The sequence below is a fragment of the Mesorhizobium sp. P2_D1 genome (assembly GCF_056404455.1).
Genome location: NZ_JBFUDZ010000058.1, coordinates 1 through 25,984 on the forward strand (window position 1 = coordinate 1; position 25,984 = coordinate 25,984).

Below are 25,984 nucleotides of genomic sequence, written 5' to 3' on the forward strand. Positions count from 1 at the left end.
ACCTTCGCTCGGACCTTCGCTCGGGCTCCCGACCGGAAGCCGGAAATTGTTGATGGACATCGAGGAGGTCGCCGGCGTTGCCCGCCGCGACCGGCCATCGGTGGAAAGAAAAAACTATCCCTTCAGCATCGTTGCCACTTCGGGCGCGAAATAGGTCAAAATGCCGTCGCAGCCGGCGCGCTTGAAGGCCAGCAGGGATTCCAGCATCGCCTTCTCGCCATCGATCCAGCCATTGGCGCCGGCGGCCTTGATCATCGAATATTCGCCTGACACCTGGTAGGCGAAGGTCGGCATCTGGAATTCATCCTTCAGCCGCCGGATGATGTCGAGATAGGGCAGGCCGGGCTTGACCATCAGCATGTCGGCGCCCTCGGCGATGTCCTGTTCGGCCTCGCGCACCGCCTCGTCGGAATTGGCGTGGTCGATATAATAGGTCTTCTTGTCGCCCTTGAGCAGGCCGGCGGTGCCGACCGCCTCACGATAGGGACCATAGAAGGCCGAGGCGAACTTGGTCGCATAGGACATGATCGCCACGTCCTGGAAACCGTTGGCGTCGAGTGCGTCGCGGATGGCGCCGATGCGGCCGTCCATCATGTCGGACGGCGCGATGATGTCGGCGCCGGCTGCCGCCTGGATGACGGCCGCGGCGGTCAGCTGTTCCACCGTCTCGTCATTGACGATGATGCCGTCGCGCAGGATGCCGTCATGGCCATGGCTGGTGAACGGATCGAGCGCGGCATCGGTTATGATGCCGATCTCAGGCACCGCGTCCTTTATCGCCCGGGTGGCGCGGTTGATGACGTTGTCGGGGTCGAGAATGTGCGAACCGGTCTGGTCGCGAAGCGAGATATCGACATTGGGGAAGGTGGCGAGTGCGGGAATGCCGAGCTTTGCCGCGCGTTCGGCCTCCTTGACGGCGAGATCGATCGACAGGCGAAAGACGCCCGGCATGGCGGCGATCGGCTCCCGCACTTGTCTGCCGTCGACGACGAAGATCGGCCAGATCAGGTCGTCGACCGTAAGCCGGTTCTCCTGCACGAGTCGGCGCGACCAGTCGGCCTTGCGCATACGGCGCAAGCGGCGGCTGCCGGTGATGTCGTCGACGCTGCGCGTGCCGGCTGGCTTTGCCGGTGTGAATTTGTTCATCGCCGTCGGGGTGAATTTATTCATCGCCAAAACTCTCGTTCGGCGGCTTTTACCACGAGCCCTTGCCGCTGACCAATGCGACACGTTTGTGCCAGCGATCAGGTCGGGTCTATTCCGGTTGCCCATTGCCCGACAGGATCTGCGCCGCGCCCTTCATTGCAACGCGGAAAGCTTCGTCGAATGAAACGCCGCGCACCTGCCAGGTGTAGGTCTTGCCGGCCATGGCCAGCCGCCAGTCGGCAATCCAGCCGAACTCCTTGTCGCTCCACACGATGCTGCCGGAAAGTGCCTGATCGGCGCCGGCCTTTTTCGCAACCATGTCCAGCATTGCCATGTCCGCGCCGCGCAGTGTCCTGTCGTCCAGTCCAGCCTGCGACAGCAGCGCTGTGGTGGGAAAAGCCACCCGCATGGCGAGCGGCGCTGCGGCATTGCTGAACGATTCGCGCATCAGCACGCCTCGCTCGTCATCGGCATCGAGCGCGAAATGCCTGATGTCGCGCTCGGCCGCCAAAAACACCGCCAGCCGTGGCCGCTCGGTGAGCCACGGCCTGCTGCCGAGCGAAGCCAGCACCGGATCGATCACCTCCGGCCTGTAGTGGCAATAGAGATTGTGAGGCCGGTCATACGTGCCCTGATCATCATGGTTGGGAATGCCTTCCATGCGGTCGCGGTAGCGGAAGCTGGCGACGAAGCTGCCGGCCTTGTCGCGCAGTGCCGTCATCTCCGGTTTCGCCGGCAGGCGCTGATCGCCGGAAACGCGGACCAGGACCGCGTCGAGGCAGAACTTGAAGCCGACCTCGCGATGCTTTTCATACTTACCGTTGACGATGGTCTGCGACTGATAGAGATCCTCGAGATCGGCCGCCCTGGCCAGGCCATTGATGGCCCAGAAGGTCAGCAGGCCACCCAGAACAAGTGCGAGGCGCAAAAACTGCGGCATGGCTCACCGTTCGCTTCTAGACCCGTCGTCGATATATGGCGGCCATGCAAGGTCAGGGCCGGTTCTGAAGAACGATACGTTGTTGGTGAAAATGCTGGCTGGGGCAAGCCTGATCATGCGCCCGTCTGGATGTTCGATCTGGGCCACGTTGTCGATGAACCACTCGTTCCAGCTTGCTTCGGGGCCGAGATATTTGTGAAGGAGCCGTTTGAAGCGGTCTGGCGACATCGGTTCGATGGTGGCGRTGCCGCGCAGTCCGAGGTGCAGCAAGATGCCGCCATTGTTGTCGAAGTGAACAATTTCCACCGCGCAGCGCGGGTCTCTTTCAAGATGCTTTACCGCGCTTCCATCCGATGACCCGAGAAGCCAGATCGCACCGTCCTCCCAGATGAACCACACTGGTGCGTTGCGCGGCGCGCCGTCCGCGCTGACGGTCGCCAAATTCGCCATCAGCGGGCGACTGAGAACATCGTCCGGGTCGAACTCTCGCGGCATCGCCAAATAATCTCCCAATAGGCTCACAAACGGATGGTTGCACCATTTGGCCGCGACGCAAAGGATGGCGCCTTGCCTCTCTTGAAATGCAAACTGACCCGACATCCACCGGGCTTGGCATTGACGCACCCATGCGCCACGCTTTAGCACTTCAATCCCGGCGGCGCGGGGGAGGGATTCTTTCACGATGGATTTTGGCGGAGGCGACGAGATCCGCTTCGAACATCTGGGCCGGGCCGGCGTCGTCACATTGACGCGACCGCAGGCGCTCAATGCCGTCACGCACCGCATGATCCGGGCGCTCGACGCTGCTCTTCGCGCCTGGGAGATCGACCAGGGCGTCGATGTCGTTATCGTCAAGGCCGAGGGCAGGGCGTTTTCAGCGGGCGGCGACATCCTGCATATCTACGAGGCTGGCCGGGCTGGAAAGCCGCCGGTCGAGTTCTTCGCCGACGAATACCGGCTCAACGCCCGTATCAACAGCTTCAAGAAACCTTACGTCGCGCTGATCGACGGCATCGTCATGGGCGGCGGCGTCGGCATCTCCTTCCACGGCTCGCACCGGGTGATGACCGAAAATGCCCAGTTCGCCATGCCGGAAGTCGGCATCGGCTTTTTCCCGGATGTCGGCGCCAGCCATTTGCTGCCCGATCTCGGCGGCGCCTTCGGCATGTATCTGGCGCTGACCGGCAATCGTATCCGCTATGGCGACGCGCTGTGGTCAGGGCTCGCCACCCACACCATCAAGGCCGCCGACCAGGGCGGCTTCCTTGACCGGCTGACGCTGACCGGCGATCCGGAATCGGTGTTGCGCGGTTTCTTCGTCCAGGCAAAACGGGAAACCGACAGGCCGACGCTGGAGGCGATCGTGCGTCATTTTTCGCAACCATCCCTCAAGGCCGTCATCGACAGCCTGGAACGGGCGGCAGGCGCTGACGAATTCGCCGCCAAGACGCTGGCGACGATCCGGACGCGTTCTCCGACCAGCCTGCGCGTCGCCTGGCGCCAGATCAGCGCCGGGCTGACCATGTCCATGGACGCCTGCATGAAGATGGAATTCCGCATCCTCAACCGGATGCTGGCCGGCCACGACTTCTACGAAGGCATCCGCGCCGCCATCATCGACAAGGGCTCGAAGCCGCAATGGCGGCCGGCGAACCTTGGTGCGGTCAGCGAGGCGGATGTCGACGCCTATTTCGCCTCGCTTGGCGACCGGGAGCTCGACCTTTGAGCGAGGTGACCTCCAGACGCGTCGTGCTGCAGCCCTCGGGCGTGGAGCTGATCTTCGCCTGGTTCCAGCGCGTCGTCGCCGGCTACTGCCTGCTGTTCGGCATTCTCTACTGGATCAGGCTGATCGGCTTCTATCCGGGCTCGTTGTGGCGCTTCGACCTGATGCCGGTGCACTGGCAGGTGGCGGCGGTGATGCTTGCCGTGTTTTTCCCCTTCGCGGCGGCTGGCCTGTGGATGCTGGCGTCCTGGGGGCCCGTCATCTGGTTTATCTGCGCGGTGACCGAGACGGTCATGTATGCCGGTTTTCCCGAGCTTTTCGGCCACCGCATGCTCATCGTCGTCTCGCATGCGGTCGTGGCGCTGCTTTATATCGCTTTCCGCGTGATCATCTGGCTGCAGAAACGACCGGTGCGGCACTAACCCCTTGAGYCCATTGGCACCCTGGCGGCTGCCTCAACTCGGCCCCGCAATTGTTGGCTAAATCTTTAGGTTAATTATCCTTGCTCGGGAGACCGTTCGTTAAGCCTCTTTCGAAACCTCTTACCGGTAAGCTCTTGTTAGCCCTAGCGTTTAAGTCGAATTTTATGAGTATTCGATAGTGTCGCGATCAAGGTGAAAAACAAAAAATCACCAGGGCGACAAACGAGAGGCAAAGACAATGATCAATTCGCGTCCGGCGGCGAAGACCGCCAACGTATCCGACGACCGCCGCGAGGCTATCCGCTCGCTGTACATGGAATCGCTGCAGCTTGTAGAGCGGCTGCACCGCCGCCTGCTTGACGTGATCAAGGACGAGTTCGACCGCAACGGCCGCTCCGATATCAATGCCATCCAGGCGCTGCTGCTGTTCAACATCGGCAATTCGGAGCTGACCGCCGGCGAGCTGCGTTCGCGCGGCTATTATCTCGGCTCCAACGTCTCCTACAATCTGAAGAAGCTGGTCGATCTCGGCTTCATCAACCACCAGCGCTCGCGCATCGACCGCCGGTCGGTCCGCGTCTCGCTGACGCCGAAGGGCAACGAGGTGGCGGACGTCGTCGCCGGTCTTTATGAGCGCCATGTCGGCTCGATCGAGCAGGTCGGCGGCATCAACACCGACGAGTTCAAGCAGATGAACCGCGCCCTGCAGCGGCTCGATCGCTTCTGGAACGACACCATCGCCTACCGGATGTAAGCCGGCGCATCGGATCTGGCCCGCGCCACAGAAGCGCGGCCGAAATGTCGACCTCTGGTCAAGGCCGGTGCCGAAAGGCATCGGCCCTTTTCTCTTCCTGATTCCGACGCCCAGGCGCCCGGCCGGCGTTGTTCTGCCGGGTTTGCTTTCGTTGCAGCAGTGCCTAATGTCACGGCCCGGAGGGGGCGCATGATGGGTTTGGGAAAACGCTCGAAGATCTGCTCGGTTGCCGCAGTGCTTTTGTTGGTCCCGCAAATGGCTTTTGCCGAGGAGTGGTGGAAGGATTCTTTCGCCGCGGAAGGCAGCGCCCCATGTGACAACAATGACTCGATCGTGACGTTTACCGACAAGGCAGTCGAGATGTGGGAGGTCGGCTGCACGTTGGACGAAATTCAGAAGATCAACCGCCTGGATGTCGTCATCCTGGACATGTCGTGTACGGATGGTGAAAGCACAGACAAGAGGCGGGAACTGTTGCTCAAACTGGAGGAAAACAAGGTTCTGCGCTATCCCCAGCAGGAGGTGTTGCAAAGATGTTCGGAATTGAGGGCGCAGCCAAGTCCGGCCCCAAATGTTGAAAATCCGCACTGAGATCGTGAGATAGCCAGCCCAGATAGCATCACGGCTTCAGCTGGCAGAATTTCTCGTGGAAATAGGCAAGCGCCTGTTCGGCCTGGACGGGCTCGCCGAAGAACGGACCGATTGCTTCGGGCTCCCGCGTCAGGTCGCAGCTGCCCTCGGTGTCGGTCGTGCATGTCTTCACCAGCCCCTTCAGCGCGATGGTTGCCGGCGGATTGTCGAACGACAGGCCGGTTACGCCGCCAAGCCGCAGTTCATAGGTCAGGCGGTAATAGATGTCGCCGTCCTCCTCGAACTGCTGTTCGGCTCTGTAGGTGCAGTCGTCCAGCCGGGTTACGATGAACCTCAGCGTTTCGGTCTTGTCGCCGACCTCGTTCGGGCCAGTGCTGGTGAAGATCGCCGGCGATCGGGACACCTGCTTCAGCGGTTCGTCGGTCTGCTGCCCGTATTTGGGGATCGCGCCCTGTTCCAGGCCGTGCACGAAATAGGCAACCGCTTCCTCCGATGTCGGGGTGCTGCCGTTCGGACCTCCGGCCAAGGCAAAGGCCGCGACGATTGAAAGGACGCCAGGCATGGTCTCGTTCCCCGCGTTGGACTAGTATGTCAGTGTAGCATCAAGGGCTCGTAGTAACCGGTCGTTATCGTGGCCGGCCATCACGGATCGGTACCGAAAAAGCACGGGCTTTTCATTTCGCCGCGTCGCCCGACGCAAATCGCGGGCCAAGGCCACGTTGCCGCCATATTCCAATGGAACCGAGGATGCCGGTGATGCTGTGGTGAAGGCCGTGCGTTCACCCGGAACCCGTGTCGCGGCTCAAGCGTTTGTGGCCGAACTGATACGGACATGGTTGGCTAATTGTTAAGATTGCCAACTCTAGAGTGCGGGCAACATCGCCCTGAAAACCGAATGCAGCAAGATCGAACGCTACAAGAATGTCTGGAACGTCCATGAGAACCAGCCGCCGTTTTTTCCTTTCCGGAGCCTCCGCGCTCGCAGCCGCGATGGTCGCCGGCGGTGCCAATGCGCAGGATGTCATCGGTGATATCCTGAAATCCTCGGCGCGCGGCAATTGGGACGACCAGTTCGACGCCCGGGCCAGCGAGGGCGGCAAGGTGGCCTCGACGCTGCCGATCTTCAGCCCGCAGACCGTCGCCTTTACCGAGCAGGCGGTGGCGCAATACCAAAACATCGTCAGCCAGGGCGGCTGGGTAGAGGTGCCCGCGACCAAGAAGTTGCAGCTCGGCGTCGATGATCCCGATGTCGTGCCGTTGCGCAAGCGGCTGATGGTCTCTGGCGACCTGTCGCAGAGCGCCGGCATTTCGACGGCCTTCGATTCCTATGTCGACTCGGCGGTCAAGCGCTTCCAGTTGCGTCACGGCCTGCCCGCCGACGGCTCCATGGGCAAATACACCTACTTGGCGATAAACGTTTCGGCGCAAATCCGGCTTGGCCAGCTACAGACCAACCTGCAGCGGCTGAAGGAGAAGGCTGGCACGCTTGGCAGCCGCTACGTGCTGGTCGACATTCCGGCGGCGCAGATCGAAGCGGTCGAGAATGACCGCGTCGTGCTTCGCCACACCGCGATCGTCGGCAAGATCGATCGCCAAACGCCGATCGTCAATTCCAAGATCAACGAGATCATCGTCAATCCGTACTGGAATGCGCCGGTCTCGATCGTCCGCAAGGACATCATTCCGCTGATGCGGAAGGATCCCAACTATTTGAAGGACAGCCATATCCGGCTGTTCGCTCCGGACGGCAGCGAGGTCGACCCGCTCAATGTCGACTGGTCGACCGACGACGCCGCCAAGTATCGCTTCCGCCAGGATCCAGGCGCGGGCAACGCCATGGCGTCGGTGAAGATCAATTTCCCGAGCCCGGACGGCGTCTACATGCACGACACGCCGCAGCAGAGCCTGTTCGGCAAGATGATGCGTTTCGATTCCTCGGGCTGCGTGCGCGTGCAGAATGTGCGCGACCTCGTCACCTGGATCCTGCGCGACACGCCCGGCTGGGACCGCCAGCATTTCGAGGCGACGATCAAGACCGGCGAAAACACGCCGGTCGAGGTCACCAACCCGGTGCCGGTACATTTCCTCTATCTCTCGGCCTGGTCGACGGGCCCGGGCGTCGTGCAGTTCCGCGACGACGTCTACGCGCTCGACGGTGCCAACGAGCTGCAGATCACGTCTTCGCTTTAACTAACTGATTTTTTTACCAGAAGAGGCCGCCGGTTAAGGCGGCCTTTTCGTTGCTCGGATTGCCTGCGCCTTTTCGCGGGAGGGCGGCTAGACGGATCGGCCGGCTTTGCGCATGGTCGGCGGACAAGTCTGGAACCGGACCATGGATGTCGCCGTCTTCATTCTGGCTGTGCTCGTCTTCGTCGCCGTTTCCGGCGCGCTGGTGCGCCTGGTGCGGGTGCCGTTGCCGGTGCTGCAGATCGCCATAGGCGCCGCACTCGCCTGGCCGGTGCGCGAGATCAACGACCACGCGGCGCGGGCGCTGTTCACCGAGATCACGCTTGCCGAGGCCTTGCTGAAGGGACGGCAGGCGTGAAAATAGCACGCTCGTTGCCTCGCTGGCGCAAACCGGCCAGCAAATTTCGCGCCGCAAACGTGGCGGGGCGAAAACAACTGTGTTAATGGCGCGGCGAATGCGTGTCGCCCAAAAGTGTGCAGCGGTTTTGGGACAGCGACATGCATAAATCAAAATTGCCCCCGAACCCAAGGATTTCAGGCCATGGCATCAGCAGCGGCAGTGTCGAACAAATTTGAATCCTTCTTCGAAACCACGCTGGAAGATGCCGACCCGGAGATTTTCGGCGCCATCCGCAACGAACTCGGTCGCCAGCGCCACGAGATCGAACTGATCGCCTCTGAAAACATCGTCTYGCGCGCCGTGCTCGAGGCGCAGGGCTCGATCATGACCAACAAATACGCCGAGGGCTATCCGGGCAAGCGCTACTATGGCGGCTGCCAGTTCGTCGACGTCGCCGAGGAACTTGCTATCGAGCGGGCCAAAAAGCTGTTCGGCTGCAACTTCGCCAACGTCCAGCCGAATTCCGGCAGCCAGATGAACCAGGCGGTGTTCCTGGCGCTCTTGCAACCCGGCGACACCTTCATGGGGCTCGACCTCAATTCGGGTGGCCACCTGACCCACGGTTCGCCGGTCAACATGAGCGGCAAATGGTTCAAGGTCGTGTCCTATGGCGTGCGCCAGGACGACCATTTGCTCGACATGGACGCCATCGAGAAGACCGCCCATGAGACCAAGCCGAAGCTGATCCTGGCCGGTGGCACCGCCTATTCGCGTGTCTGGGACTGGAAGCGTTTTCGCGAGATCGCCGACGCGGTTGGCGCCTATCTGATGGTCGACATGGCGCACATCGCCGGTCTCGTCGCCGGAGGCGTGCATCCGTCGCCGCTGCCGCATGCCCATGTGGTGACCACCACCACGCACAAGTCGCTGCGCGGCCCGCGCGGCGGCATGATCCTGTGCAACGACGAGGACATCGCCAAGAAGATGAATTCTGCGGTGTTCCCCGGCCTGCAAGGTGGCCCGCTGATGCATGTCATCGCCGCCAAGGCGGTGGCCTTCGGCGAAGCCCTGAAGCCGAGCTTCAAGGTCTATGCCGAGAGCGTCGCCGCCAACGCCAAGGCGCTCGCCTCCAGCCTCAAGGAAACCGGCCTCGATATCGTCTCCGGCGGCACCGACAACCATCTGATGCTGGTCGACCTGCGTCCCAAGAACGCCACCGGCAAGCGCGCTGAGGCAGCGCTCGGCCGCGCCAACATCACCTGCAACAAGAACGGCATTCCGTTCGACCCGGAAAAGCCTTTCGTCACCTCGGGCGTGCGCCTCGGCACCCCGGCCGGCACAACACGCGGCTTCGGCCAGGCCGAGTTCCGCGAAATCGGCAAGCTGATCGCCGAAGTTCTGGATGGTCTCAAGGTCGCCAATTCCGACGAGGGCAACGCCGCTGTCGAAGCGGCGGTCAAGGCCAAGGTTGTGGCTCTGACCGACCGCTTTCCGCTCTATCCCTATCTCGGCTGACAAGATAGGAGGTCTCACCACCTTGCCGCGACGGACAGGCGTCGTCGCGGCAAGGCTGCGACAGGAGCCTTGATGATGCGAATTGTCCGTCTCGCCGACCTTGCCATCGCCGGCGTCCTGGCTGCTTCGATTGTCTTGCCGCTCTCCGGCATCGCCTCGGCGCAAACCGCGCCTGCGCAACCGGCACCCGCCCAGGCCGCACCCGCGGCACCCGCCCCGGCGGCGCCCAAGCTTGAAACCTTCGGCAGATGGTCTACCCTGGTCGACGAGGTCGATACCGGCGAGGACATCCGCAAGACCTGTGCAGCGTCGACCGCTTTTATCGGCGCCCGCGGCGAAAGCGGCACTCTGACGCTTATCATCACGAACGGCGATGCACTGCCGCCGGCTGCCTATCCGTCCGTGACCATTGCGGCCGACAACACGGCGCTGCCAACGGGCAAGTCGGTCGCGGCAACCTTTGGCGATGACAAGGGCCACGTCGCCGCCAAGCTCCATTCCGACGCCACCGTGGGCGGCCGGCTCAGCTGGACCGTGGACAATCAGGCCAAGACCAGCCTGGCGCTCTTGCGCGTCATGCGCCGCGCATCGGTGCTCGATGTGTCCTTTGGCGACGCGCCGGTTGGAAGCATAGCCATGGACGGCTTCACCAAGGCCTATCGCAGCCTCGGCGCATCATGCGGGTTTGCGACCACCGACGTCGCCCCTTGACGGCGTCGCTGTCCAGCCGCCTGCGGCGCTGGCAATCTTGCTTGCAGCTCGCTATCTCTCAGGGCGAGCGGCTCTGAGGGGCGAGGGGCTGCTTTGCCATCGTTGCAAAAACCTCTAAGCCTTTCGCTTCACCAGATTCGCCAACCAAAGGCTTCTCCATGCGCTGTCCCTATTGCCAGTCAGAAGATACGCAGGTGAAGGATTCGCGCCCCGCCGAGGATGGCGCCGCGATCCGCAGGCGGCGCGTTTGCCCCGATTGCGGCGGCCGCTTCACGACTTTCGAACGCGTGCAGCTGCGCGACCTCGTCGTGGTCAAGAAATCCGGTCGCAAAGTGCCGTTCGACCGCGACAAGCTGTTGCGCTCGGTGGAGATCGCCGTTCGCAAGCGCAATGTCGATCCCGAACGCATCGACCGCGCTGTGACCGGCATCGTGCGCCAGCTCGAAAGCTCCGGTGAGACCGAAGTGGCCTCCGGTGAGGTCGGCCGGCTGGTCATGGACGCGCTGAAGTCGCTCGACGATGTCGCCTATGTCCGCTTCGCCTCGGTCTACCGCAATTTTCGCGAGGCCAAGGATTTCCACGAATTGCTCGGCGAGCTCAAGGGGGACGAAATCAAGGGCGAAGAGGACGCCGGCTGAGCATGATTGCAAGCGACAGACAGGCCGGCCTTGATCGCCGTTTCATGGCAGCGGCGCTCCGCCTTTCGCGGAAGCATGCTGGGCGCACCGCGACCAACCCATCCGTGGGCACGCTGATCGTGCGCGACGACGGCGATGGCCCGATGATCGTCGGCACCGGCGTCACTGCTGTCGGCGGCCGCCCGCATGCCGAGACCGAGGCGCTGGCCGAGGCCGGCGCGCTGGCGCGCGGCGCCACCGCCTATGTCACGCTGGAACCTTGCGCCCACCATGGCCGCACGCCGCCCTGTGCCAACGCGCTGGTCAACGCGGGTGTCGCGCGTGTCGTCGGCGCTGCCAGCGATCCCGATCCGCGCGTGTCCGGCCAGGGCTACGCGATCCTGCGCGCCGCCGGGATCGAAGTGGTCGAGAAGGTGTTGGCGGCGGAAGCAGCCGAACAGATGGCCGGCTATTTGATCAGGTCGTTGAAAAAACGCCCCGAAGTGATTCTCAAGCTTGCGCTTTCCAGCGATGGCAAGATCGGCAGGGAAGGCCAAGGGCAAGTGTCGATCACCGGCGATGTCGCCCGTCGCGAAGTGTATCTGATGCGGGCCGAGGCCGACGGCATATTGGTCGGCATCGGCACCGCCCTTGAGGATGACCCGGCATTGACGGTGCGCTTGCCGGGGCTGGAGAACCGGTCGCCGGCGCGCATTGTACTCGACCGGCAGATCAGGTTGCCGGAGACCTCGAAGCTGGTTTCGGGCGTGGACCGGGTGCCGCTTTACGTCGGCGCCTGCCTGGAGGCCGATCCGCTGCGGCGGACCATGCTGGAGCGCGCCGGGGTGCGCTTCATCGGCACCGAAACGCATGAGGGCGGCGTTGCGCTGCCGGAACTGCTCGAGGATCTGGCCGCGCTCGGCATGGCCTGTGTTCTGGTCGAGGGCGGCGCCAAGGTTGCCGGCGCTTTCCTGGCCGAGGAGCTGGTCGACCGCATCGTGCTGTTCCAGGGATCGGAAGCGATCGGCGCCGACGGCATTGCATCGCCCATCGATGCCGACCATATCCCGGCAGGATTTCGAAAGCTCCGCGACATGCGTTTCGGTGAAGACAGCTACGCCGAGTGGATCAGGGACATTTAGACCACGATCCCGAACAGTGGGACCGGTTTTCGGACAGGATCATGGTCAAACGGAAGGATCACCGATGTTTACTGGAATTGTCACCGATGTCGGCACCGTCGCGACCGTCGAGCCGCTAAGGGAAGGGGTGGGGCTACGCATCGACACCGCCTACGATCCGGAAACCATCGCCATCGGCGCCTCGATCTCCTGCGGTGGTGTCTGCCTGACGGTTACCGCCTTGCCCGACAGCGGCACGAACGCGCGCTGGTTTGAGGTCGAGGCCTGGGAAGAGGCGCTCAGGCTGACGACGGCGACGAATTGGAAATCGGGCACGCGGATCAATCTGGAGCGGGCGCTGAAGATCGGCGACGAACTTGGTGGTCACATCGTTTCKGGCCATGTCGACGGCATGGCCGAGATCATCGAGCGCAGGGATGAAGGCGACGCGGTGCGCTTTACCCTCGAAGCACCGCGCGATCTGGCGAAGTTCATTGCACCGAAAGGCTCCGTCGCGCTCGACGGCACCTCGCTCACCGTCAACAAGGTGGAAGGCACGCGTTTCGACGTGCTTTTGATCCACCACTCGCTGACGGTGACCACCTGGGGCGAGCGCAGGGTTGGCGACCGCGTCAATCTCGAGATCGACACCATGGCCCGCTACGCGGCGCGGCTGGTGGAGGCCGCGAAAGAGGGGCTTTGACGGTCACAGTCGGRCGGACTTCCGCGGCAAACTGGGCACGTGCAACATCTTCTGCTTGCGATCAAACGGGCTTCGGCCTAAGTCACCGGCTCCGCCGGAGACGTGACGCAAAATGCCCAGGAACAAGAAACTCAAGCTGCTGATCATCGAAGCCCGCTTCTATGATGATCTGGCGGACGCGCTGCTCGAAGGCGCCAAGGCTGCGCTCGACGAAGCCGGCGCCAAGTACGATGTCGTCACCGTGCCGGGCGCGCTGGAAATTCCGGCCGTGATCTCCTTCGCGCTCGATGCCGCCGAGGGTGAGGGCACCGACTATGACGGCTTTGTCGCGCTTGGCACCGTCATCCGCGGCGAGACGCATCATTTCGATATCGTTGCCAATGAATCCGCGCGAGCCCTGATGGATATGTCGGTGCAGGAATCGATCTGCATCGGCAACGGCATCCTGACCACTGAAAACGACGAACAGGCCTGGACGCGCGCCCGGCGCACGGAAGGCGACAAGGGTGGCTTTGCCGCCCGTGCCGCGCTGACCATGATCGCCGTCAAGAAACGGCTCGGAGCCTGACCGGCGTGACGCAATCCGGAGACAACGACCGACCACCGGTACGCCAGGCCAACAAGCGCGGCGCTGCCCGGCTGGCCGCTGTGCAGGCGCTCTATCAGATGGATGTCGCCGGCAGCGGCGTCTTCGAGATCACCGCCGAATACGAGGCCTTTCGCCTCGGCAAGGAAGTCGACGGCGCGCTCTATCGTGAAGCCGATGCACAATGGTTTCGCGCTATCCTCGCCGGTGTCGTCGAGAACCAGAAGACGGTCGATCCGATCATCCGACAGGCACTGACCGAGGACTGGCCGCTGTCGAGGCTCGATTCGACGCTACGCGCCATTCTGCGCGCCGGCGTCTACGAGTTGATGAAGCGCGAGGATGTTCCCGTCGCCGTCATCGTCTCCGAATATGTCGATATCGCCAAGGCTTTCTACGAGGAAGACGAGCCGAAGCTGGTCAATGCTGTGCTTGACCGTGTGTCTCGCCGGGTGCGTGGCGAGGGGCGCGGCAAGGACGCATCATGACGGCAATCGCCGTCGAGGCAGGCAAGGATGCGCGGCGCACCGCTTTGATCCTTGCCGCATCGCAGGCGATCATCGGTTCTGCTGCCCCCATCGCCATCTCCATGGGGGGGCTGGCCGGGCAATATCTGCTTGGTCCCGACAAGTCGCTGGCAACAGCGCCGATCACCGGCTTCAACATCGGCGTGGCGCTCGGCGCGCTGCCGGCAGCGGCCATCATCCGCGGCATGGGTCAGCGCGGCGGCTTCATGACCGGCACGATCGTCACTGCGCTTGGCGGGCTGGTTGCGACAGCAGCGCTTTTCCACGGCAGTTTCTGGCTGTTCGCCTTCGGCCTGTTGGTGATCGGCGTCGGTGGCGCCTTCGTCCAGCAGTTCCGGTTTGCCGCCGCCGACAATGCGCCGCCGCAGTTCAAGGCACGCGCCATCTCCTTCGTGCTGGCCGGTGGCATCGTCACCGCCGTCCTCGGGCCGCAGATCGTCATCTTCACCCGTGAATCGTTCGCGCCGGTGATGTTTGCCGGTTCGTTCGCCGCCATCCTGCCGCTGGCGGCCGTTGGCGCAATCATCCTGTCGTTCCTGCGCTTGCCGGCGAAGGTATCGGGCAAGGTGGAGATCGCCGACAGCGACGCCAGACCATTGGTCGAAATCGTCACCCACCCGCGCTTCGTCGCGGCGCTGTTCTGCGCCGTCGGCAGCTATGCCCTGATGAGCTTCGTGATGACTGGCGCGCCGCTGGCGATGGTTGGTTGCGGCCTGTCGGAGGACGATGCGACGCTCGGCATTTCTTGGCACGTCATGGCGATGTTCGCGCCGAGCTTCTTCACCGGCTCGCTGATCCATCGCTTCGGCGCCGAACGGATCGTCGCCACCGGCCTGGTCCTGCTCATCGGCTGCGCCACTGTCGCTCTGTCGGGCCTGGCGCTTTGGCAATTCTGGACGTCGCTGATCCTGCTCGGCCTTGGCTGGAATTTCAGCTTCATCGGCGCCACCGCGATGGTGGCGGCCAGCTACCGGCCGTCGGAAAAGGGCAAGGTCCAGGGCTTCCACGACTTCGTGCTGTTCGGCTCTGTCGCTTGCGCGTCGCTGATGTCGGGCATGGTTTACAACGCCTGGGGCTGGACCATGCTTAACTGGATGGTCTTCCCTGTCACCGTTCTGTGCTTCGTCGCCCTCGGCGCGCTCAAGCTGACGGGACGGCGCAAAGCCGACGCCTGACCCGGTCGCGGCATGCCTGACACGCCCTGTCAGCATGGTGTCGGTCGAATACGCAGCGCCCGAACAAAATTATTGCGTCTGTGCCAGATGTTATGAAACCGTGTGCCCCGACTGGCCGTTGAAGCCATGCTCATATGCGGCCGCCGCATTCCGGTTCACAGCAAGGGATTTCACAATGTTTTCAGTCAAGGTTCTGGCCAGCGCGGCATTGGCGCTCGGCATCACGGCGGTTTCCGCCAGTGCCCAGGTCGTTGTCTCCTCGAAGATCGACACCGAGGGCGGTGTGCTCGGCAGCATCATCCAGCTCGTTCTCAACGCCAACAACATCAAGACCACTGACCGTATCCAGCTCGGCGGCACGCCGGTGGTCCGCAAGGCGATCACCGCCGGCGAGATCGACATCTATCCTGAATACACCGGCAACGCCGCCTTCTTCTTCGAGAAGGCCGACGACCCGGTCTGGAAGGATGCCGCCAAGGCCTACGAGACGGCCAAGAAGCTCGACTACGACGCCAACAAGATCGTCTGGCTGTCGCCGTCGCCTGCCAACAACACCTGGGCGATCGCGCTGCGCAAGGAGGTCGCCGAGACCAACAAGCTCGCCACGCTCACCGACTTCGGCAAGTATGTCACGGGGGGCGGCCAGGTGGTGCTGGCCGCATCCGCCGAGTTCGTCAATTCGGCGGCCGCACTGCCGGCCTTCCAGACCACCTATGGTTTCACGCTGAAGCCGGACCAGCTGATCACGCTCTCTGGCGGCGACACGGCGGCAACCATCGCAGCCGCCGCCAATCAGACCAGCGGGGCGAATGCCGCCATGGTCTACGGCACCGATGGCGGCATCGCACCGTCCGGCCTGGTCGTGCTCGAGGACGACAAGGGCGTGCAGCCGGTCTACCAGCCGGCGCCGATCATCCGCGAAAAGGTGCTGAAGGAACATCCCGAGATCGAGACGCTGCTGAAGCCGGTCTTCGCCAAGCTCGACCTCGTCACGCTGCAAGAGCTGAACGGTCGCGTGCAGGTCGGCGGTGAGCCGGTCAAGGGCGTGGCCGAGGACTTTTTGAAGAAGAACGGCTTCCTGAAGTAGGACGATTCCGGCGCGCCGCATCCGTGGCGCGCCGGATCGACTGACGGGGGAGGGCGTGCAGATCCGGTTCGACAAGCTCGGCGTGGTCATCGCCGCGATAGTAGCTTACGCGGCTTTCGCTGCGCCCTTTGCCACGTTCCGCGGCAACCGCATCGTTCCCGGCCAGGCGCGCTCGATTCTCGAGGCGCTGCCGACGGCGACCGGGACGCTGCTGCTCGCGATCATTGTTGCCGCCGCACTTGTCGCGCTGTTAAGGACACCGCTTGTCCTGCGCCTCGTCGCCAGCGTGGTGGTGCTTGCAGCGCTGGCGCTGCTGATTGGCGTCGCCGGAACATTTCTGACGCCGGCCGGCAACACCCTTGCGAGAGTGTCGCCTGCTTCCGGTTTCTGGATAATGATGTTCGCCTTCACGCTTCTGCTGGCCGATGTGCTGACACGGCTGAACCTGTCGCCATTGGCACGGGTCGGCGTGCTTGTTGTGGCGGCTTTGGCGATCGGCCTGCTGTTGATTTCGGGAAGCTGGGATAATCTGTCGATCCTCAAGGAATACGCCAACCGCGCCGACAGTTTTTGGGCCGAAGGCTCCAAGCATGTGACGCTGGCGCTCGGCTCGCTGGCTGCGGCTGTGATCGTCGGCCTACCGCTCGGCATCCTCTGCCATCGCGTCGAAAGGCTGCGCGCCGGCGTGCTCAACGTGCTCAACATCATCCAGACCATTCCCTCGATCGCGCTGTTCGGCCTTCTGATCGCGCCGCTCGGCTGGGTCGCCACGCACGTGCCGGGAGCCGCCGCGCTCGGCATTCGCGGCATCGGCACGGCACCGGCTTTCGTCGCTCTGTTCCTCTATTCGTTGCTGCCGGTGGTGGCCAACACCGTGGTCGGTCTCGCCGGCGTGCCGCGTGCCGCCAACGACGCGGCGCGCGGCATGGGCATGACCGACAGGCAGCGCCTGTTCGGCGTCGAGTTTCCGCTGGCATTTCCGGTGATCCTCACCGGCATCCGCATCGTTCTGGTGCAGAACATCGGCCTCGCCACCATTGCCGCGCTCATCGGTGGCGGTGGTTTCGGCGTGTTCGTTTTCCAGGGGGTTGGCCAGACGGCGATGGATCTGGTGCTGCTCGGCGCCGTGCCGACGGTCGCGCTCGCCTTCGCCGCCGCCATCATCCTCGACGCAGTGATCGAAATGACCGCCACCAAGCGCAGGGTTGAAACGGCATGATCGAGATCGAAGGCATTACCAAGCGCTACGACGCGACAACGGTCGTCGATGACGTTTCGATGGTCATCGAACCGCGCACGGTTTGCGTCATTGTCGGCACGTCGGGTTCCGGCAAGACGACGCTGCTGCGCATGATCAACCGGCTGGTCGAGCCGACGGCTGGGGTCATCAAGCTCGATGGCGCGGACAATCGCTCGCTGCCCGGTTACGAACTGCGCCGCAGCATCGGCTACGCCATCCAGGGCCACGGCCTGTTTCCGCATCGCACGGTGGCACAGAACATCGCCACTGTGCCGGTGCTGCTCGGCTGGGACAAGGCCCGCATCAAGGCCCGCGTCGACGAGTTGATGACGCTCTACCAACTCGATCCCGAAGCGTTTGGGCCACGCTACCCGCACGAACTGTCCGGCGGCCAGCAGCAACGCGTCGGCGTCGCCCGCGCGCTAGCCGCCGAGCCCAACGTGCTGTTGATGGACGAACCGTTCGGCGCGCTCGACCCGATCATCCGCACCAAGGCGCAGGAAGATCTCCTGGCGATCCAGAAACGCTTCGGCACCACCATCATTCTCGTCACCCACGATATTGAAGAGGCCGTCCACATGGGCGACAAGATCGCCGTCATGGATGCCGGCAAGCTTGTGCAATACGCCAAGCCCGCTGAGATCCTGGCAAATCCGGCCAGTTCCTTCGTCGAGACCCTGGTCGGCGCCAGCGAAAGGCCGTTTCGGTTGCTTTCGCTCGGCCGCGTGCGCGACGCCGTGGAGAAGGGCTCCGCCGAAGGCGAGGCGATCCCGGGCGACGCCAGCCAGCGCGATGCGCTGGCCGAACTGTTGTGGTCGGGCCGGCCGGCGTTGCCGGTCAAAGGCGCCGACGGCAAGCCGCTCGGCCGCGTCACGGTGGACGGTCTGGTGAAGCGCGCGGCGAGGCCGGCATGAAGGCCTGGCTTCCCTCGCTGCTCAGGCTGGCTTTGGTGGTGCTGCTCGTTGCCTTCGTCACCAATCCCGGCTGGTTCGAACCGCTGCTGAAGCCACTGACAGAGAACAATGCGCCGGTGATCTACAATCAGGGCAGCCTGCTGACGCTGACGTTGCTGCATTTACGCATCGTTCTGATCGCCACGGTGGCTGCGACCGTCGTCGCGGTCGCACTGGCCATCCTGGTCACGAGGCCCGCCGGCGCCGAGTTCCTGCCGCTGTCGCGCAGCCTGGTCAACATCGGCCAGACCTTTCCGCCGGTGGCGGTGCTGGCGCTCGCTGTCCCGGCGGTTGGCTTCGGCGAAAAACCGACGCTGATCGCGCTGTTTCTCTATGGCCTGCTGCCGATCTTCGAGAATGCGCTGACCGGCCTGACGACATTGCCGGCCAATGTCATGGAGGCGGCGCGCGGCGCCGGCATGACCGGTTGGCAAAGGCTCACCAAGGTTGAACTGCCGCTCAGCGCCCCGATCATCCTTGGCGGCATCAGGCTGTCGGTGGTGATCGGCCTTGCCACCGCCACCATTGGCTCGACGGTTGCCGCCAAGACGCTGGGCGAGGTTATCATCGCCGGCCTGTTATCCAACAACCTCGCCTTCATCCTGCAGGGCGGCCTGATCGTGGCAGCCCTTGCCGTGCTGATCTATGACGGTCTTTCGGCGGTCGAACGCTACACGGCGCGCCGCATGGGCCGCGAAGTCTAGTAGCCAAGTGCCGCGTCGAGATCGATTTCAATCGATCTAATAGGACAATACCGATGGCCGCGGTCTCGTGGCCCTATGCCTTTTGGGCGAAAGCCGGGCAAAAACCGAACAATATCTTGACGTTCGCAGCCCTGTTTCGCATACACCGCTGCGAAGAGGCGGATTCCGTGCACGGGTCCGGTCTTTGTCTCAACGGCCCAGGGAGGGGTTCTTTTGGGCCATCAATCGAGGAAAATCCGGCAATGACAATTATTTCCGCCGTCATCGCCTGCGGTCTGCTTTCTGTCCTCTACGCCATCTGGGCGACACGTTCGGTCCTCGCGGCCGATCAGGGCAATGCACGCATGCAGGAAATCTCCGCGGCCATCCGCGAGGGCGCGCAGGCCTATCTGGCGCGCCAGTACACCACGATCGCCCTCGTCGGCGTCGTCGTGCTCATACTCGCCTGGTGGCTGCTTTCCATCACCGCCGCGGTTGGCTTCCTGATCGGCGCCGTCCTGTCGGGCGCCGCCGGCTTCATCGGCATGCACGTTTCGGTGCGAGCCAATGTGCGTACCGCGCAGGCGGCCTCCAACAGCCTCGCCGCCGGTCTCGACATCGCATTCAAGTCGGGCGCCATCACCGGCATGCTGGTCGCTGGCCTGGCCCTGCTCGGCGTGTCGATCTACTACCTCATCCTCACCCATTTCATGGGCCTTGAGCCCAATGACCGCATCGTCATCGACTCGCTGGTTTCGCTGGGCTTCGGCGCTTCGCTGATCTCGATCTTTGCCCGTCTCGGCGGCGGCATCTTCACCAAGGGCGCCGACGTCGGCGGCGATCTGGTCGGCAAGGTCGAAGCCGGTATTCCCGAAGACGATCCGCGCAACCCGGCCACCATCGCCGACAATGTCGGCGACAATGTCGGCGACTGCGCCGGTATGGCCGCCGACCTGTTCGAGACCTATGCGGTGACCGTCGTCGCTACCATGGTCCTCGGCGCGATCTTCTTCGGCGGCACCGCCATCCTGGGGGCGGCGATGCTCTATCCGCTCGCCATCTGCGGCGCCTGCATCCTGACCTCGATCGTCGGCACCTTCTTCGTCAAGCTCGGTTCCAACGGCTCGATCATGGGCGCGCTCTACAAGGGCCTGATCGTCACCGGCCTGTTGTCCATCGTCGGCCTCGGCGTCGCCACCTCGGTTACCCTGGGCTGGGGCGAGATCGGCGTGGTTGCCGGCATGGCCATCACCGGCAAGAACCTGTTCATCTGCGGCCTGGTCGGTCTCGTGGTGACCGGTCTGATCGTGGTGATCACCGAATACTACACCGGCACCAACAAGCGCCCGGTCAACTCCATCGCCCAGGCGTCGGTGACCGGTCACGGCACCAACGTCATCCAGGGCCTTGCAGTCTCGCTGGAATCGACGGCGCTGCCGGCGATCGTCATCGTCGCCGGCATCATCTCGACCTATCAGCTCGCCGGCCTCTACGGCACGGCGATCGCGGTCACGACGATGCTCGGCCTCGCCGGCATGATCGTTGCGCTCGACGCCTTCGGCCCGGTCACCGACAATGCCGGCGGCATTGCTGAAATGGCCGGTCTGCCCAAGGAAGTGCGCCACTCCACCGACGCTCTCGACGCGGTCGGCAACACCACCAAGGCGGTGACCAAGGGCTACGCCATCGGTTCGGCCGGACTCGGCGCGCTGGTGCTGTTTGCCGCCTACTCGAACGACCTGAAGTTCTTTGCCGCCAATGGCGACAAGTATCCGTACTTCCAGGGCATGGGCGAGATCTCCTTCGATCTCTCCAACCCCTACGTCGTTGCCGGCCTGATCTTCGGCGGCCTGATCCCGTATCTGTTCGGCGGCATCGCCATGACGGCCGTGGGCCGTGCGGCCGGCGCCATCGTCGAGGAGGTGCGCAAGCAGTTCCGCGAGGACCCGGGCATCATGGCCGGTACGTCGAAGCCGAACTACGCTCGCGCTGTCGATCTGCTGACCAAGGCGGCGATCCGCGAGATGATCATCCCGTCGCTGCTGCCGRTGCTGGCGCCGCTCGTCGTCTATTTCGGCGTGCTGCTGATCTCGGGCTCGAAGGCGTCCGCCTTTGCCGCCCTCGGCGCCTCGCTGCTCGGCGTCATCGTCAACGGCCTCTTCGTCGCCATCTCGATGACCTCCGGCGGTGGCGCCTGGGACAACGCCAAGAAGTCGTTCGAAGACGGCTTTGTCGACAAGGACGGCGTCAAGCACCTCAAGGGTTCCGAAGCGCACAAGGCTTCGGTGACCGGCGAYACGGTCGGCGATCCCTACAAGGACACCGCCGGTCCGGCSGTCAACCCGGCRATCAAGATCACCAACATCGTCGCGGTCCTGCTGCTGGCCGTGCTCGCGCACGGCTGAGCCATTGGCCCCAAGACAAAACCCGCGGGGAGCGATCCCCGCGGGTTTTTTGTTGCGTCGATTACCGGCCGCCCTTCAGTTCGTCCCTTTGGCGAGGCCTCGCTGCGAGCCTTGCCCACTGATCTTCCGTAACAAAAACCCGCAGGATCGCTCCCGCGGGTTTTTGGTCGCCTGAGATGGTGCTGCTCTCCTCGAGGGAAGGCAGGTCTGAGATCAGGGAGTGCCGCCGCCCGGGATGCCGGGGGCCAGCTTGCTGGCGCCGTTGATGATCTGGCTGAGGAAGTTCTGGTCCTTGCCGCCGGTCGGCGTGGTGCGCGAGATGAAGTCGAACACCTTGCCGTCCTTCAAGCCGTAATTGGCGATCTGGGTGACGCGACTGTCGGGGCCGAAATAGACCGCCAGCACATGCTGGTCAATGAGGTGCGGCTTGTCGAAGGCGACGTAGCGCTTGCGCGTCTGCGAAATGTAATAGAAGGCCTCGTTGTCGAAGGTCGCCGTCGTCGACGGCGTGCCGAGCGCCAGAAGCACCTGCTCGCGGCTCGATCCGACCGGAACCAGGTCGATCGCCTGCTGATCGATCACATAACCCTGGGTGAGGGTTTCGCTCGGGCTGAGGTCACCGATCATCTTGGAGGTGTGGCAGGCGGACAGCGCCGAAACAATCACCAGTAGCGAGATCGCACCGGCGGGCCGGGACGAGAAGGTCGACTTGAAATTCAGCGCGCGCAACAACAACTCCATTAGCTGGCCGCAACTTGCGCTGGGCCGCAAAACCGGTAAACCAGCTTGCAGGCCGATGCAACAAGGCCACTTCAACAAACGGTCCCCGGGAGACCATCCCCAATGTTCCAGCGCTTTTTTGGCCGCGAACGCCATGCCAACCGCGCTATCACCGAGGCGCTTTACGCACAAATCGTGGCGGCGGCGCGGCAGACTGTGTTTTATTCCCATTGGAATGTGCCCGATACGCCGCTTGGCCGCTTCGAGATGGTGTCGCTGCACATGTTCCTGTTCCAGCACCGGTTGCACGGCGAGGACGGCGTGGCGCAAGAGGTTGCGCAGGTGCTGATCGACGAGTTCTTCCTCGATGTCGATCATTCGCTGCGGGAATTGGGTATTGGCGATGTCGGCGTGCCCAAACGCGTGAAAAAGCTGGCAAAGATGTTCTATGGCCGAACCGCCGCTTATGACGATGCCCTGGAAAGAAACGACCATGACGGGCTCACCGCGGCCCTTGCCCGCAATGTCCGGCCCGACACCGGCGCCTGGCCGGAAGCGTCGCTGCTGGCCAATTATGTCACCGACGCCCGCGATCAGCTGGCCGCCCAGCCATCCGAATCGATAGTCTCCGGCACGGTGGCGTTTCCCGTCGCCAACGGAGGTTGATCGATGAAACACATTGACCCGCAAAGCCCGGTATCGTTCCGCGCAAACATCGCCCGTCTGCCGCAGAAGGGGTTGCCGGTGGTGATCGAGGCTGACGCCGCGCAGCGCGCGGCGCTGGCCGAGGAGCACGGGCTGCTTTCGGTCGAAGCCTATCGCGCCGAGCTTCTGGTGACGTCATGGAAGCGCAATGGCGTGAAGGTCAGCGGTCGCGTCGAAGCCGACATCACCCAGGCCTGCATCGTCACGCTCGATCCTGTGGAAGCGCATATCGACGAGCCGGTCGAAGCGCTGTTGCTGCCCGAGGACTCCAAGCTCGGACGGCAGGGTTTCGATGACGGCGGCGAGATCCTGCTCGACGCGGACGGACCGGACGCTCCCGAAACATTTTCCGGCGACACGATCGATGTCGGGGCGCTCGCCGAACAGTTCTTCGGACTGGCGATCGAACCATATCCGCGCAAGCAGGGCGCGTCTCTGGATGCCGGCCGCGAGAGCGAACCGGCGGAGAATGAATTTCAGCAAAAACTGCGATCCTTGCTGGGAAAATCCTGAAAACCACGCCCGCGACGGAAAAGTCGGTTGTGCGGCAGCCCAAAACCGCTATTTTCGCCGAACCTTCGCGACCACTAAAGCGACCTGCCGCCTAACCGTGAGATGAATACCGCGTGATCAGGATTTCCATCGATGCCATGGGCGGCGATCACGGACCAGCCGTGGTCATTCCGGCGCTCATGACGGTCGCGACCCGCCGTCCCGACATCCGCTTCGTCATCTTTGGACGTGAAGAGGTGGTGCGCCCTGAACTGGCCAAATTCCCGACGCTGGCCGAGATCAGTGAATTCTTCCACTGCGAGATCGCGGTCAGGATGGACGACAAGCCTAGCCAGGCGCTGCGCCACGGCCGCTGGAAGTCGTCGATGTGGAAGGCTGTCGAAGCGGTCAAGGCAGCGTCGGCGGACGCCTGTGTCTCCGCCGGCAATACCGGTGCGCTGATGGCGATGTCGAAATTCTGCCTGCGCACCATGGCCACCATCGAACGGCCGGCGATTGCAGCGCTTTGGCCGACGACGCGTGGCGAAAGCGTGGTGCTCGACGTCGGCGCCACCATCGGTGCCGACGCCCATCAGCTTATTGATTTCGCCATTCTCGGCACCGGTATGGCGCGCTCTGTCTTCGGCATCACGCGACCGACGGTTGGCCTGCTCAATGTCGGTGTCGAGGAGATCAAGGGCCAGGAAGAAGTCAAGGAAGCGGGGCGCATGCTGCGCGAGGCCAACATGGCCTCGATGAAATATCATGGCTTTGTCGAAGGCGACGATATCGGCAAGGGTACGGTCGACGTGGTGGTGACGGAGGGCTTCGCCGGCAATATCGCCCTGAAGACGGCGGAAGGAACTGCGCGCCAGATAGCGGGCTATCTGCGCGCCGCGATGAGCCGCACCCTGATGGCCAGGATAGGCTACGTCTTCGCCAAGGGCGCCTTCAACCGATTGCGTGAAAAGATGGATGTCGGGCGCTCGAATGGTGGCGTTTTCCTGGGATTGAACGGGATCGTTGTGAAGAGCCACGGCGGAGCCGATTCGGATGGTTTCGCCGCGGCGATCGAATTGGCCTACGATATGGTTCGCAACAATCTGCTCGACCGCATCGAGGCGGATCTGGACCTGTTTCATGCGCGCAATCCGCATACTCAGACATCTAGAAAATCCGACGTCGTTATCGACGCAAAGGAATAGGAAAGAACTTTGATCAGATCAGTCGTGCGCGGCACGGGCGCCGCGCTGCCCCGCCGAATTATGAAGAATGCCGATTTCGAAGGCATGGTGGAAACCTCCGACGAATGGATCGCCCAGCGCACAGGCATCCGCCAGCGCCATATCGCCGGTGATGACGAGACGACGGCTTCGCTGGGTGAAGCGGCGGCGCGTGCCGCACTTTCCGATGCCGGGCTGACGCCAGCCGACATCGATGTGATCGTGCTGGCGACCTCGACGCCCAACAACACTTTTCCGGCCACCGCCGTCGAGATCCAGAACCGGCTCGGCATGCATCACGGTTTTGCTTTCGACATGCAGGCGGTCTGCTCCGGCTTCGTCTATGCGGCGACCACCGCCGATCTCTACATCCGTGGTGGCCTGGCCAGGCGCGTCCTGGTGATCGGCTCGGAAACGTTCTCGCGCATCCTCGACTGGAGCGACCGCTCGACCTGCGTGCTGTTCGGTGACRGCGCCGGTGCCGTGATCCTGGAGGCCGGCGAGGGGACTGGCGGGATCGCCGATCGTGGCGTTCTGGCGGCCAGCCTGCGCTCCGACGGCACCCACAAGGAGAAGCTCTTTGTCGATGGCGGGCCATCGACCACGGGCACGGTCGGCCATCTCAGGATGGAGGGCCGCGAAGTCTTCAAGCATGCGGTCGGGATGATCACCGACGTCATCGAGGCGACGTTCTCGCAGGCCGGCATATCGGCCGATGATCTCGACTGGTTCGTGCCGCACCAGGCCAATAAACGAATTATTGACGCTTCCGCCAAGAAGCTCGGGATAGCCGAGCAAAAGGTGGTGGTGACGGTCGATTTGCACGGTAACACCTCGGCTGCTTCCGTGCCTCTGGCGCTGTCGGTGGCCGTCGCCGACGGCCGCATCAAGAAGGGCGATCTCGTGCTTCTGGAGGCCATGGGCGGCGGCTTCACCTGGGGTGCTGTTCTGGTTCGCTGGTAAGTGCCGAACGGTCCGGTTTCGGTCCTTGACCTTGCCGGATCAATTACTTAGGCTCTGCCGTTGTTGTGCCGAATTTAATGTTTTGAGCTGATGGGACGGTCGCATGGGGGGAAAGACACTTACGCGCGCCGACCTTGCCGAGGCTGTTTACCGGAAGGTCGGCTTATCGCGCACTGAATCGGCCGAACTTGTCGAAGCGGTGCTGGACGAGATCTGCGAAGCGATCGTCCGTGGCGAGACGGTGAAGCTGTCGTCCTTCGCGACATTCCACGTCCGGTCCAAGAACGAGCGCATCGGCCGCAATCCCAAGACTGGCGAAGAGGTGCCGATCCTGCCGCGCCGGGTGATGACCTTCAAGTCGTCGAACGTACTGAAGAGCCGCATCTTGCGGTCGCATCAAAGCGGCAAGGCCAAGGGCAGTAAGTAGCCTCGCTCGGCTCAGCGGTTGAAAACGG

Annotated in this window: 29 protein-coding genes; 24 read left to right on the forward strand and 5 right to left on the reverse strand. The window is 63.2% G+C overall.

Features of this window, described 5'->3' with window-relative positions; genetic code table 11:
* Window positions 1-114: 114 nt before the first annotated feature.
* The 3 genes from hemB to AC1D0I_RS27685 all read right to left on the reverse strand — a co-directional run bounded on the left by hemB (window position 115) and on the right by AC1D0I_RS27685 (window position 2,767).
* Window positions 115-1,146: a porphobilinogen synthase gene (gene hemB, locus AC1D0I_RS27675; protein WP_095085711.1), complete on the reverse strand. Its 1,032-nt coding sequence runs from the start codon at window positions 1,144-1,146 to the stop codon at window positions 115-117.
* 109 nt (window positions 1,147-1,255) lie between these two features.
* Window positions 1,256-2,086: a DUF2066 domain-containing protein gene (locus tag AC1D0I_RS27680; protein WP_477399123.1), complete on the reverse strand. Its 831-nt coding sequence runs from the start codon at window positions 2,084-2,086 to the stop codon at window positions 1,256-1,258.
* A 3-nt stretch (window positions 2,087-2,089) separates the two neighbouring features.
* Window positions 2,090-2,767, reverse strand: a complete 678-nt coding sequence (locus tag AC1D0I_RS27685; protein ID WP_477399125.1) for a pyridoxamine 5'-phosphate oxidase family protein — start codon at window positions 2,765-2,767, stop codon at window positions 2,090-2,092.
* Window position 2,768: 1 nt separating this feature from the next.
* On the opposite strand from AC1D0I_RS27685, the gene AC1D0I_RS27690 reads away from it, so the two are divergent.
* From AC1D0I_RS27690 to AC1D0I_RS27705, 4 genes are all read left to right on the forward strand, one after another.
* Entirely contained in the window at window positions 2,769-3,812 is a 1,044-nt protein-coding gene (locus AC1D0I_RS27690; RefSeq protein WP_477399127.1) for an enoyl-CoA hydratase/isomerase family protein, read from the forward strand.
* Complete coding sequence (locus tag AC1D0I_RS27695) at window positions 3,809-4,231, forward strand: DUF6163 family protein (protein WP_095081139.1); 423 nt, start codon at window positions 3,809-3,811, stop codon at window positions 4,229-4,231. Before AC1D0I_RS27690 ends, AC1D0I_RS27695 begins: the two co-directional genes overlap by 4 nt.
* A gap of 238 nt (window positions 4,232-4,469) precedes the next feature.
* Window positions 4,470-4,985 carry a transcriptional regulator LdtR gene (ldtR, locus tag AC1D0I_RS27700; RefSeq protein WP_013896002.1) on the forward strand — a complete coding sequence of 172 codons (516 nt, stop codon included), beginning with the start codon at window positions 4,470-4,472 and terminating at the stop codon, window positions 4,983-4,985.
* Between the two features lie 189 nt (window positions 4,986-5,174).
* A complete protein-coding gene (locus tag AC1D0I_RS27705; RefSeq protein WP_477399129.1) occupies window positions 5,175-5,576 on the forward strand; it encodes a hypothetical protein in 402 nt (133 codons plus the stop codon).
* Window positions 5,577-5,604: 28 nt separating this feature from the next.
* Here AC1D0I_RS27705 and AC1D0I_RS27710 read toward each other — a convergent pair whose 3' ends face one another.
* A complete protein-coding gene (locus AC1D0I_RS27710) occupies window positions 5,605-6,138 on the reverse strand; it encodes a hypothetical protein (RefSeq protein ID WP_477307191.1) in 534 nt (177 codons plus the stop codon).
* A gap of 374 nt (window positions 6,139-6,512) precedes the next feature.
* Here AC1D0I_RS27710 and AC1D0I_RS27715 point away from each other — a divergent pair, with 374 nt between their 5' ends.
* From AC1D0I_RS27715 to AC1D0I_RS27785, 15 genes are all read left to right on the forward strand, one after another.
* A complete protein-coding gene (locus AC1D0I_RS27715) occupies window positions 6,513-7,766 on the forward strand; it encodes a L,D-transpeptidase family protein (protein WP_457153523.1) in 1,254 nt (417 codons plus the stop codon).
* Window positions 7,767-7,878: 112 nt separating this feature from the next.
* The gene (locus AC1D0I_RS27720) at window positions 7,879-8,121 is read left to right on the forward strand and encodes a hypothetical protein (protein ID WP_477399130.1); all 243 of its coding nucleotides are present in this window, start codon (window positions 7,879-7,881) and stop codon (window positions 8,119-8,121) included.
* A 183-nt stretch (window positions 8,122-8,304) separates the two neighbouring features.
* On the forward strand, window positions 8,305-9,618 hold the full coding sequence (glyA, locus tag AC1D0I_RS27725) for a serine hydroxymethyltransferase (RefSeq protein ID WP_477399132.1): 1,314 nt from the start codon (window positions 8,305-8,307) through the stop codon (window positions 9,616-9,618).
* A gap of 72 nt (window positions 9,619-9,690) precedes the next feature.
* The gene (locus AC1D0I_RS27730; protein WP_477399134.1) at window positions 9,691-10,329 is read left to right on the forward strand and encodes a hypothetical protein; all 639 of its coding nucleotides are present in this window, start codon (window positions 9,691-9,693) and stop codon (window positions 10,327-10,329) included.
* Window positions 10,330-10,487: 158 nt separating this feature from the next.
* The gene (nrdR, locus tag AC1D0I_RS27735; protein WP_095081151.1) at window positions 10,488-10,967 is read left to right on the forward strand and encodes a transcriptional regulator NrdR; all 480 of its coding nucleotides are present in this window, start codon (window positions 10,488-10,490) and stop codon (window positions 10,965-10,967) included.
* 2 nt (window positions 10,968-10,969) lie between these two features.
* Window positions 10,970-12,088: a bifunctional diaminohydroxyphosphoribosylaminopyrimidine deaminase/5-amino-6-(5-phosphoribosylamino)uracil reductase RibD gene (gene ribD, locus AC1D0I_RS27740; RefSeq protein ID WP_477399136.1), complete on the forward strand. Its 1,119-nt coding sequence runs from the start codon at window positions 10,970-10,972 to the stop codon at window positions 12,086-12,088.
* Between the two features lie 64 nt (window positions 12,089-12,152).
* Window positions 12,153-12,770: a riboflavin synthase gene (locus tag AC1D0I_RS27745; RefSeq protein WP_477399138.1), complete on the forward strand. Its 618-nt coding sequence runs from the start codon at window positions 12,153-12,155 to the stop codon at window positions 12,768-12,770.
* 112 nt (window positions 12,771-12,882) lie between these two features.
* Complete coding sequence (locus tag AC1D0I_RS27750; RefSeq protein ID WP_095081157.1) at window positions 12,883-13,338, forward strand: 6,7-dimethyl-8-ribityllumazine synthase; 456 nt, start codon at window positions 12,883-12,885, stop codon at window positions 13,336-13,338.
* Between the two features lie 5 nt (window positions 13,339-13,343).
* Window positions 13,344-13,844, forward strand: a complete 501-nt coding sequence (gene nusB / locus AC1D0I_RS27755) for a transcription antitermination factor NusB (protein WP_095081158.1) — start codon at window positions 13,344-13,346, stop codon at window positions 13,842-13,844.
* Complete coding sequence (locus AC1D0I_RS27760) at window positions 13,841-15,058, forward strand: MFS transporter (protein WP_477399140.1); 1,218 nt, start codon at window positions 13,841-13,843, stop codon at window positions 15,056-15,058. The genes nusB and AC1D0I_RS27760 overlap by 4 nt, the downstream gene beginning before the upstream one ends.
* A 175-nt stretch (window positions 15,059-15,233) precedes the next feature.
* A complete protein-coding gene (gene osmF, locus AC1D0I_RS27765; RefSeq protein ID WP_477399142.1) occupies window positions 15,234-16,145 on the forward strand; it encodes a glycine betaine ABC transporter substrate-binding protein OsmF in 912 nt (303 codons plus the stop codon).
* Window positions 16,146-16,200: 55 nt separating this feature from the next.
* Window positions 16,201-17,364 (forward strand): ABC transporter permease, encoded by a 1,164-nt coding sequence (locus AC1D0I_RS27770; protein ID WP_477399144.1) that lies wholly within the window; start codon window positions 16,201-16,203, stop codon window positions 17,362-17,364.
* Window positions 17,361-18,299 carry an ABC transporter ATP-binding protein gene (locus AC1D0I_RS27775; RefSeq protein WP_477399145.1) on the forward strand — a complete coding sequence of 313 codons (939 nt, stop codon included), beginning with the start codon at window positions 17,361-17,363 and terminating at the stop codon, window positions 18,297-18,299. Before AC1D0I_RS27770 ends, AC1D0I_RS27775 begins: the two co-directional genes overlap by 4 nt.
* Complete coding sequence (locus AC1D0I_RS27780; protein WP_477399147.1) at window positions 18,296-19,042, forward strand: ABC transporter permease; 747 nt, start codon at window positions 18,296-18,298, stop codon at window positions 19,040-19,042. Before AC1D0I_RS27775 ends, AC1D0I_RS27780 begins: the two co-directional genes overlap by 4 nt.
* Window positions 19,043-19,284: 242 nt before the next feature.
* A complete protein-coding gene (locus tag AC1D0I_RS27785; protein WP_477399149.1) occupies window positions 19,285-21,426 on the forward strand; it encodes a sodium-translocating pyrophosphatase in 2,142 nt (713 codons plus the stop codon).
* A gap of 213 nt (window positions 21,427-21,639) precedes the next feature.
* On the opposite strand, the gene AC1D0I_RS27790 is transcribed toward AC1D0I_RS27785, so the two are convergent.
* Window positions 21,640-22,155: an outer membrane protein assembly factor BamE gene (locus AC1D0I_RS27790; protein ID WP_457152675.1), complete on the reverse strand. Its 516-nt coding sequence runs from the start codon at window positions 22,153-22,155 to the stop codon at window positions 21,640-21,642.
* A 114-nt stretch (window positions 22,156-22,269) separates the two neighbouring features.
* Between AC1D0I_RS27790 and AC1D0I_RS27795 the strand changes: the two genes are divergently transcribed.
* The 5 genes from AC1D0I_RS27795 to AC1D0I_RS27815 all read left to right on the forward strand — a co-directional run bounded on the left by AC1D0I_RS27795 (window position 22,270) and on the right by AC1D0I_RS27815 (window position 25,956).
* Window positions 22,270-22,812: a ubiquinol-cytochrome C chaperone family protein gene (locus tag AC1D0I_RS27795; protein ID WP_477399151.1), complete on the forward strand. Its 543-nt coding sequence runs from the start codon at window positions 22,270-22,272 to the stop codon at window positions 22,810-22,812.
* A gap of 3 nt (window positions 22,813-22,815) precedes the next feature.
* Window positions 22,816-23,364 carry a YceD family protein gene (locus AC1D0I_RS27800; RefSeq protein ID WP_477399153.1) on the forward strand — a complete coding sequence of 183 codons (549 nt, stop codon included), beginning with the start codon at window positions 22,816-22,818 and terminating at the stop codon, window positions 23,362-23,364.
* 113 nt (window positions 23,365-23,477) lie between these two features.
* Complete coding sequence (plsX, locus tag AC1D0I_RS27805) at window positions 23,478-24,548, forward strand: phosphate acyltransferase PlsX (RefSeq protein ID WP_477399155.1); 1,071 nt, start codon at window positions 23,478-23,480, stop codon at window positions 24,546-24,548.
* A 9-nt stretch (window positions 24,549-24,557) separates the two neighbouring features.
* Window positions 24,558-25,529 (forward strand): beta-ketoacyl-ACP synthase III, encoded by a 972-nt coding sequence (locus AC1D0I_RS27810; RefSeq protein ID WP_477399157.1) that lies wholly within the window; start codon window positions 24,558-24,560, stop codon window positions 25,527-25,529.
* Window positions 25,530-25,632: 103 nt separating this feature from the next.
* Window positions 25,633-25,956 (forward strand): integration host factor subunit alpha, encoded by a 324-nt coding sequence (locus AC1D0I_RS27815; RefSeq protein WP_095081181.1) that lies wholly within the window; start codon window positions 25,633-25,635, stop codon window positions 25,954-25,956.
* The last annotated feature ends 28 nt before the right edge of the window (window positions 25,957-25,984 follow it).

Bases quoted from the DNA above. Each gene is read 5' to 3' on its own strand.
- hemB (WP_095085711.1), bottom strand. From the start codon at position 1,146: ATGAACAAATTCACACCGGCAAAGCCAGCCGGCACGCGCAGCGTCGAC.
- AC1D0I_RS27680 (WP_477399123.1), bottom strand. From the start codon at position 2,086: ATGCCGCAGTTTTTGCGCCTCGCACTTGTTCTGGGTGGCCTGCTGACC.
- AC1D0I_RS27690 (WP_477399127.1), top strand. From the start codon at position 2,769: ATGGATTTTGGCGGAGGCGACGAGATCCGCTTCGAACATCTGGGCCGG.
- ldtR (WP_013896002.1), top strand. From the start codon at position 4,470: ATGATCAATTCGCGTCCGGCGGCGAAGACCGCCAACGTATCCGACGAC.
- AC1D0I_RS27705 (WP_477399129.1), top strand. From the start codon at position 5,175: ATGATGGGTTTGGGAAAACGCTCGAAGATCTGCTCGGTTGCCGCAGTG.
- AC1D0I_RS27710 (WP_477307191.1), bottom strand. From the start codon at position 6,138: ATGCCTGGCGTCCTTTCAATCGTCGCGGCCTTTGCCTTGGCCGGAGGT.
- AC1D0I_RS27715 (WP_457153523.1), top strand. From the start codon at position 6,513: ATGAGAACCAGCCGCCGTTTTTTCCTTTCCGGAGCCTCCGCGCTCGCA.
- AC1D0I_RS27720 (WP_477399130.1), top strand. From the start codon at position 7,879: ATGGTCGGCGGACAAGTCTGGAACCGGACCATGGATGTCGCCGTCTTC.
- AC1D0I_RS27730 (WP_477399134.1), top strand. From the start codon at position 9,691: ATGATGCGAATTGTCCGTCTCGCCGACCTTGCCATCGCCGGCGTCCTG.
- nrdR (WP_095081151.1), top strand. From the start codon at position 10,488: ATGCGCTGTCCCTATTGCCAGTCAGAAGATACGCAGGTGAAGGATTCG.
- ribD (WP_477399136.1), top strand. From the start codon at position 10,970: ATGATTGCAAGCGACAGACAGGCCGGCCTTGATCGCCGTTTCATGGCA.
- AC1D0I_RS27750 (WP_095081157.1), top strand. From the start codon at position 12,883: ATGCCCAGGAACAAGAAACTCAAGCTGCTGATCATCGAAGCCCGCTTC.
- AC1D0I_RS27760 (WP_477399140.1), top strand. From the start codon at position 13,841: ATGACGGCAATCGCCGTCGAGGCAGGCAAGGATGCGCGGCGCACCGCT.
- osmF (WP_477399142.1), top strand. From the start codon at position 15,234: ATGTTTTCAGTCAAGGTTCTGGCCAGCGCGGCATTGGCGCTCGGCATC.
- AC1D0I_RS27775 (WP_477399145.1), top strand. From the start codon at position 17,361: ATGATCGAGATCGAAGGCATTACCAAGCGCTACGACGCGACAACGGTC.
- AC1D0I_RS27780 (WP_477399147.1), top strand. From the start codon at position 18,296: ATGAAGGCCTGGCTTCCCTCGCTGCTCAGGCTGGCTTTGGTGGTGCTG.
- AC1D0I_RS27795 (WP_477399151.1), top strand. From the start codon at position 22,270: ATGTTCCAGCGCTTTTTTGGCCGCGAACGCCATGCCAACCGCGCTATC.
- AC1D0I_RS27800 (WP_477399153.1), top strand. From the start codon at position 22,816: ATGAAACACATTGACCCGCAAAGCCCGGTATCGTTCCGCGCAAACATC.
- AC1D0I_RS27815 (WP_095081181.1), top strand. From the start codon at position 25,633: ATGGGGGGAAAGACACTTACGCGCGCCGACCTTGCCGAGGCTGTTTAC.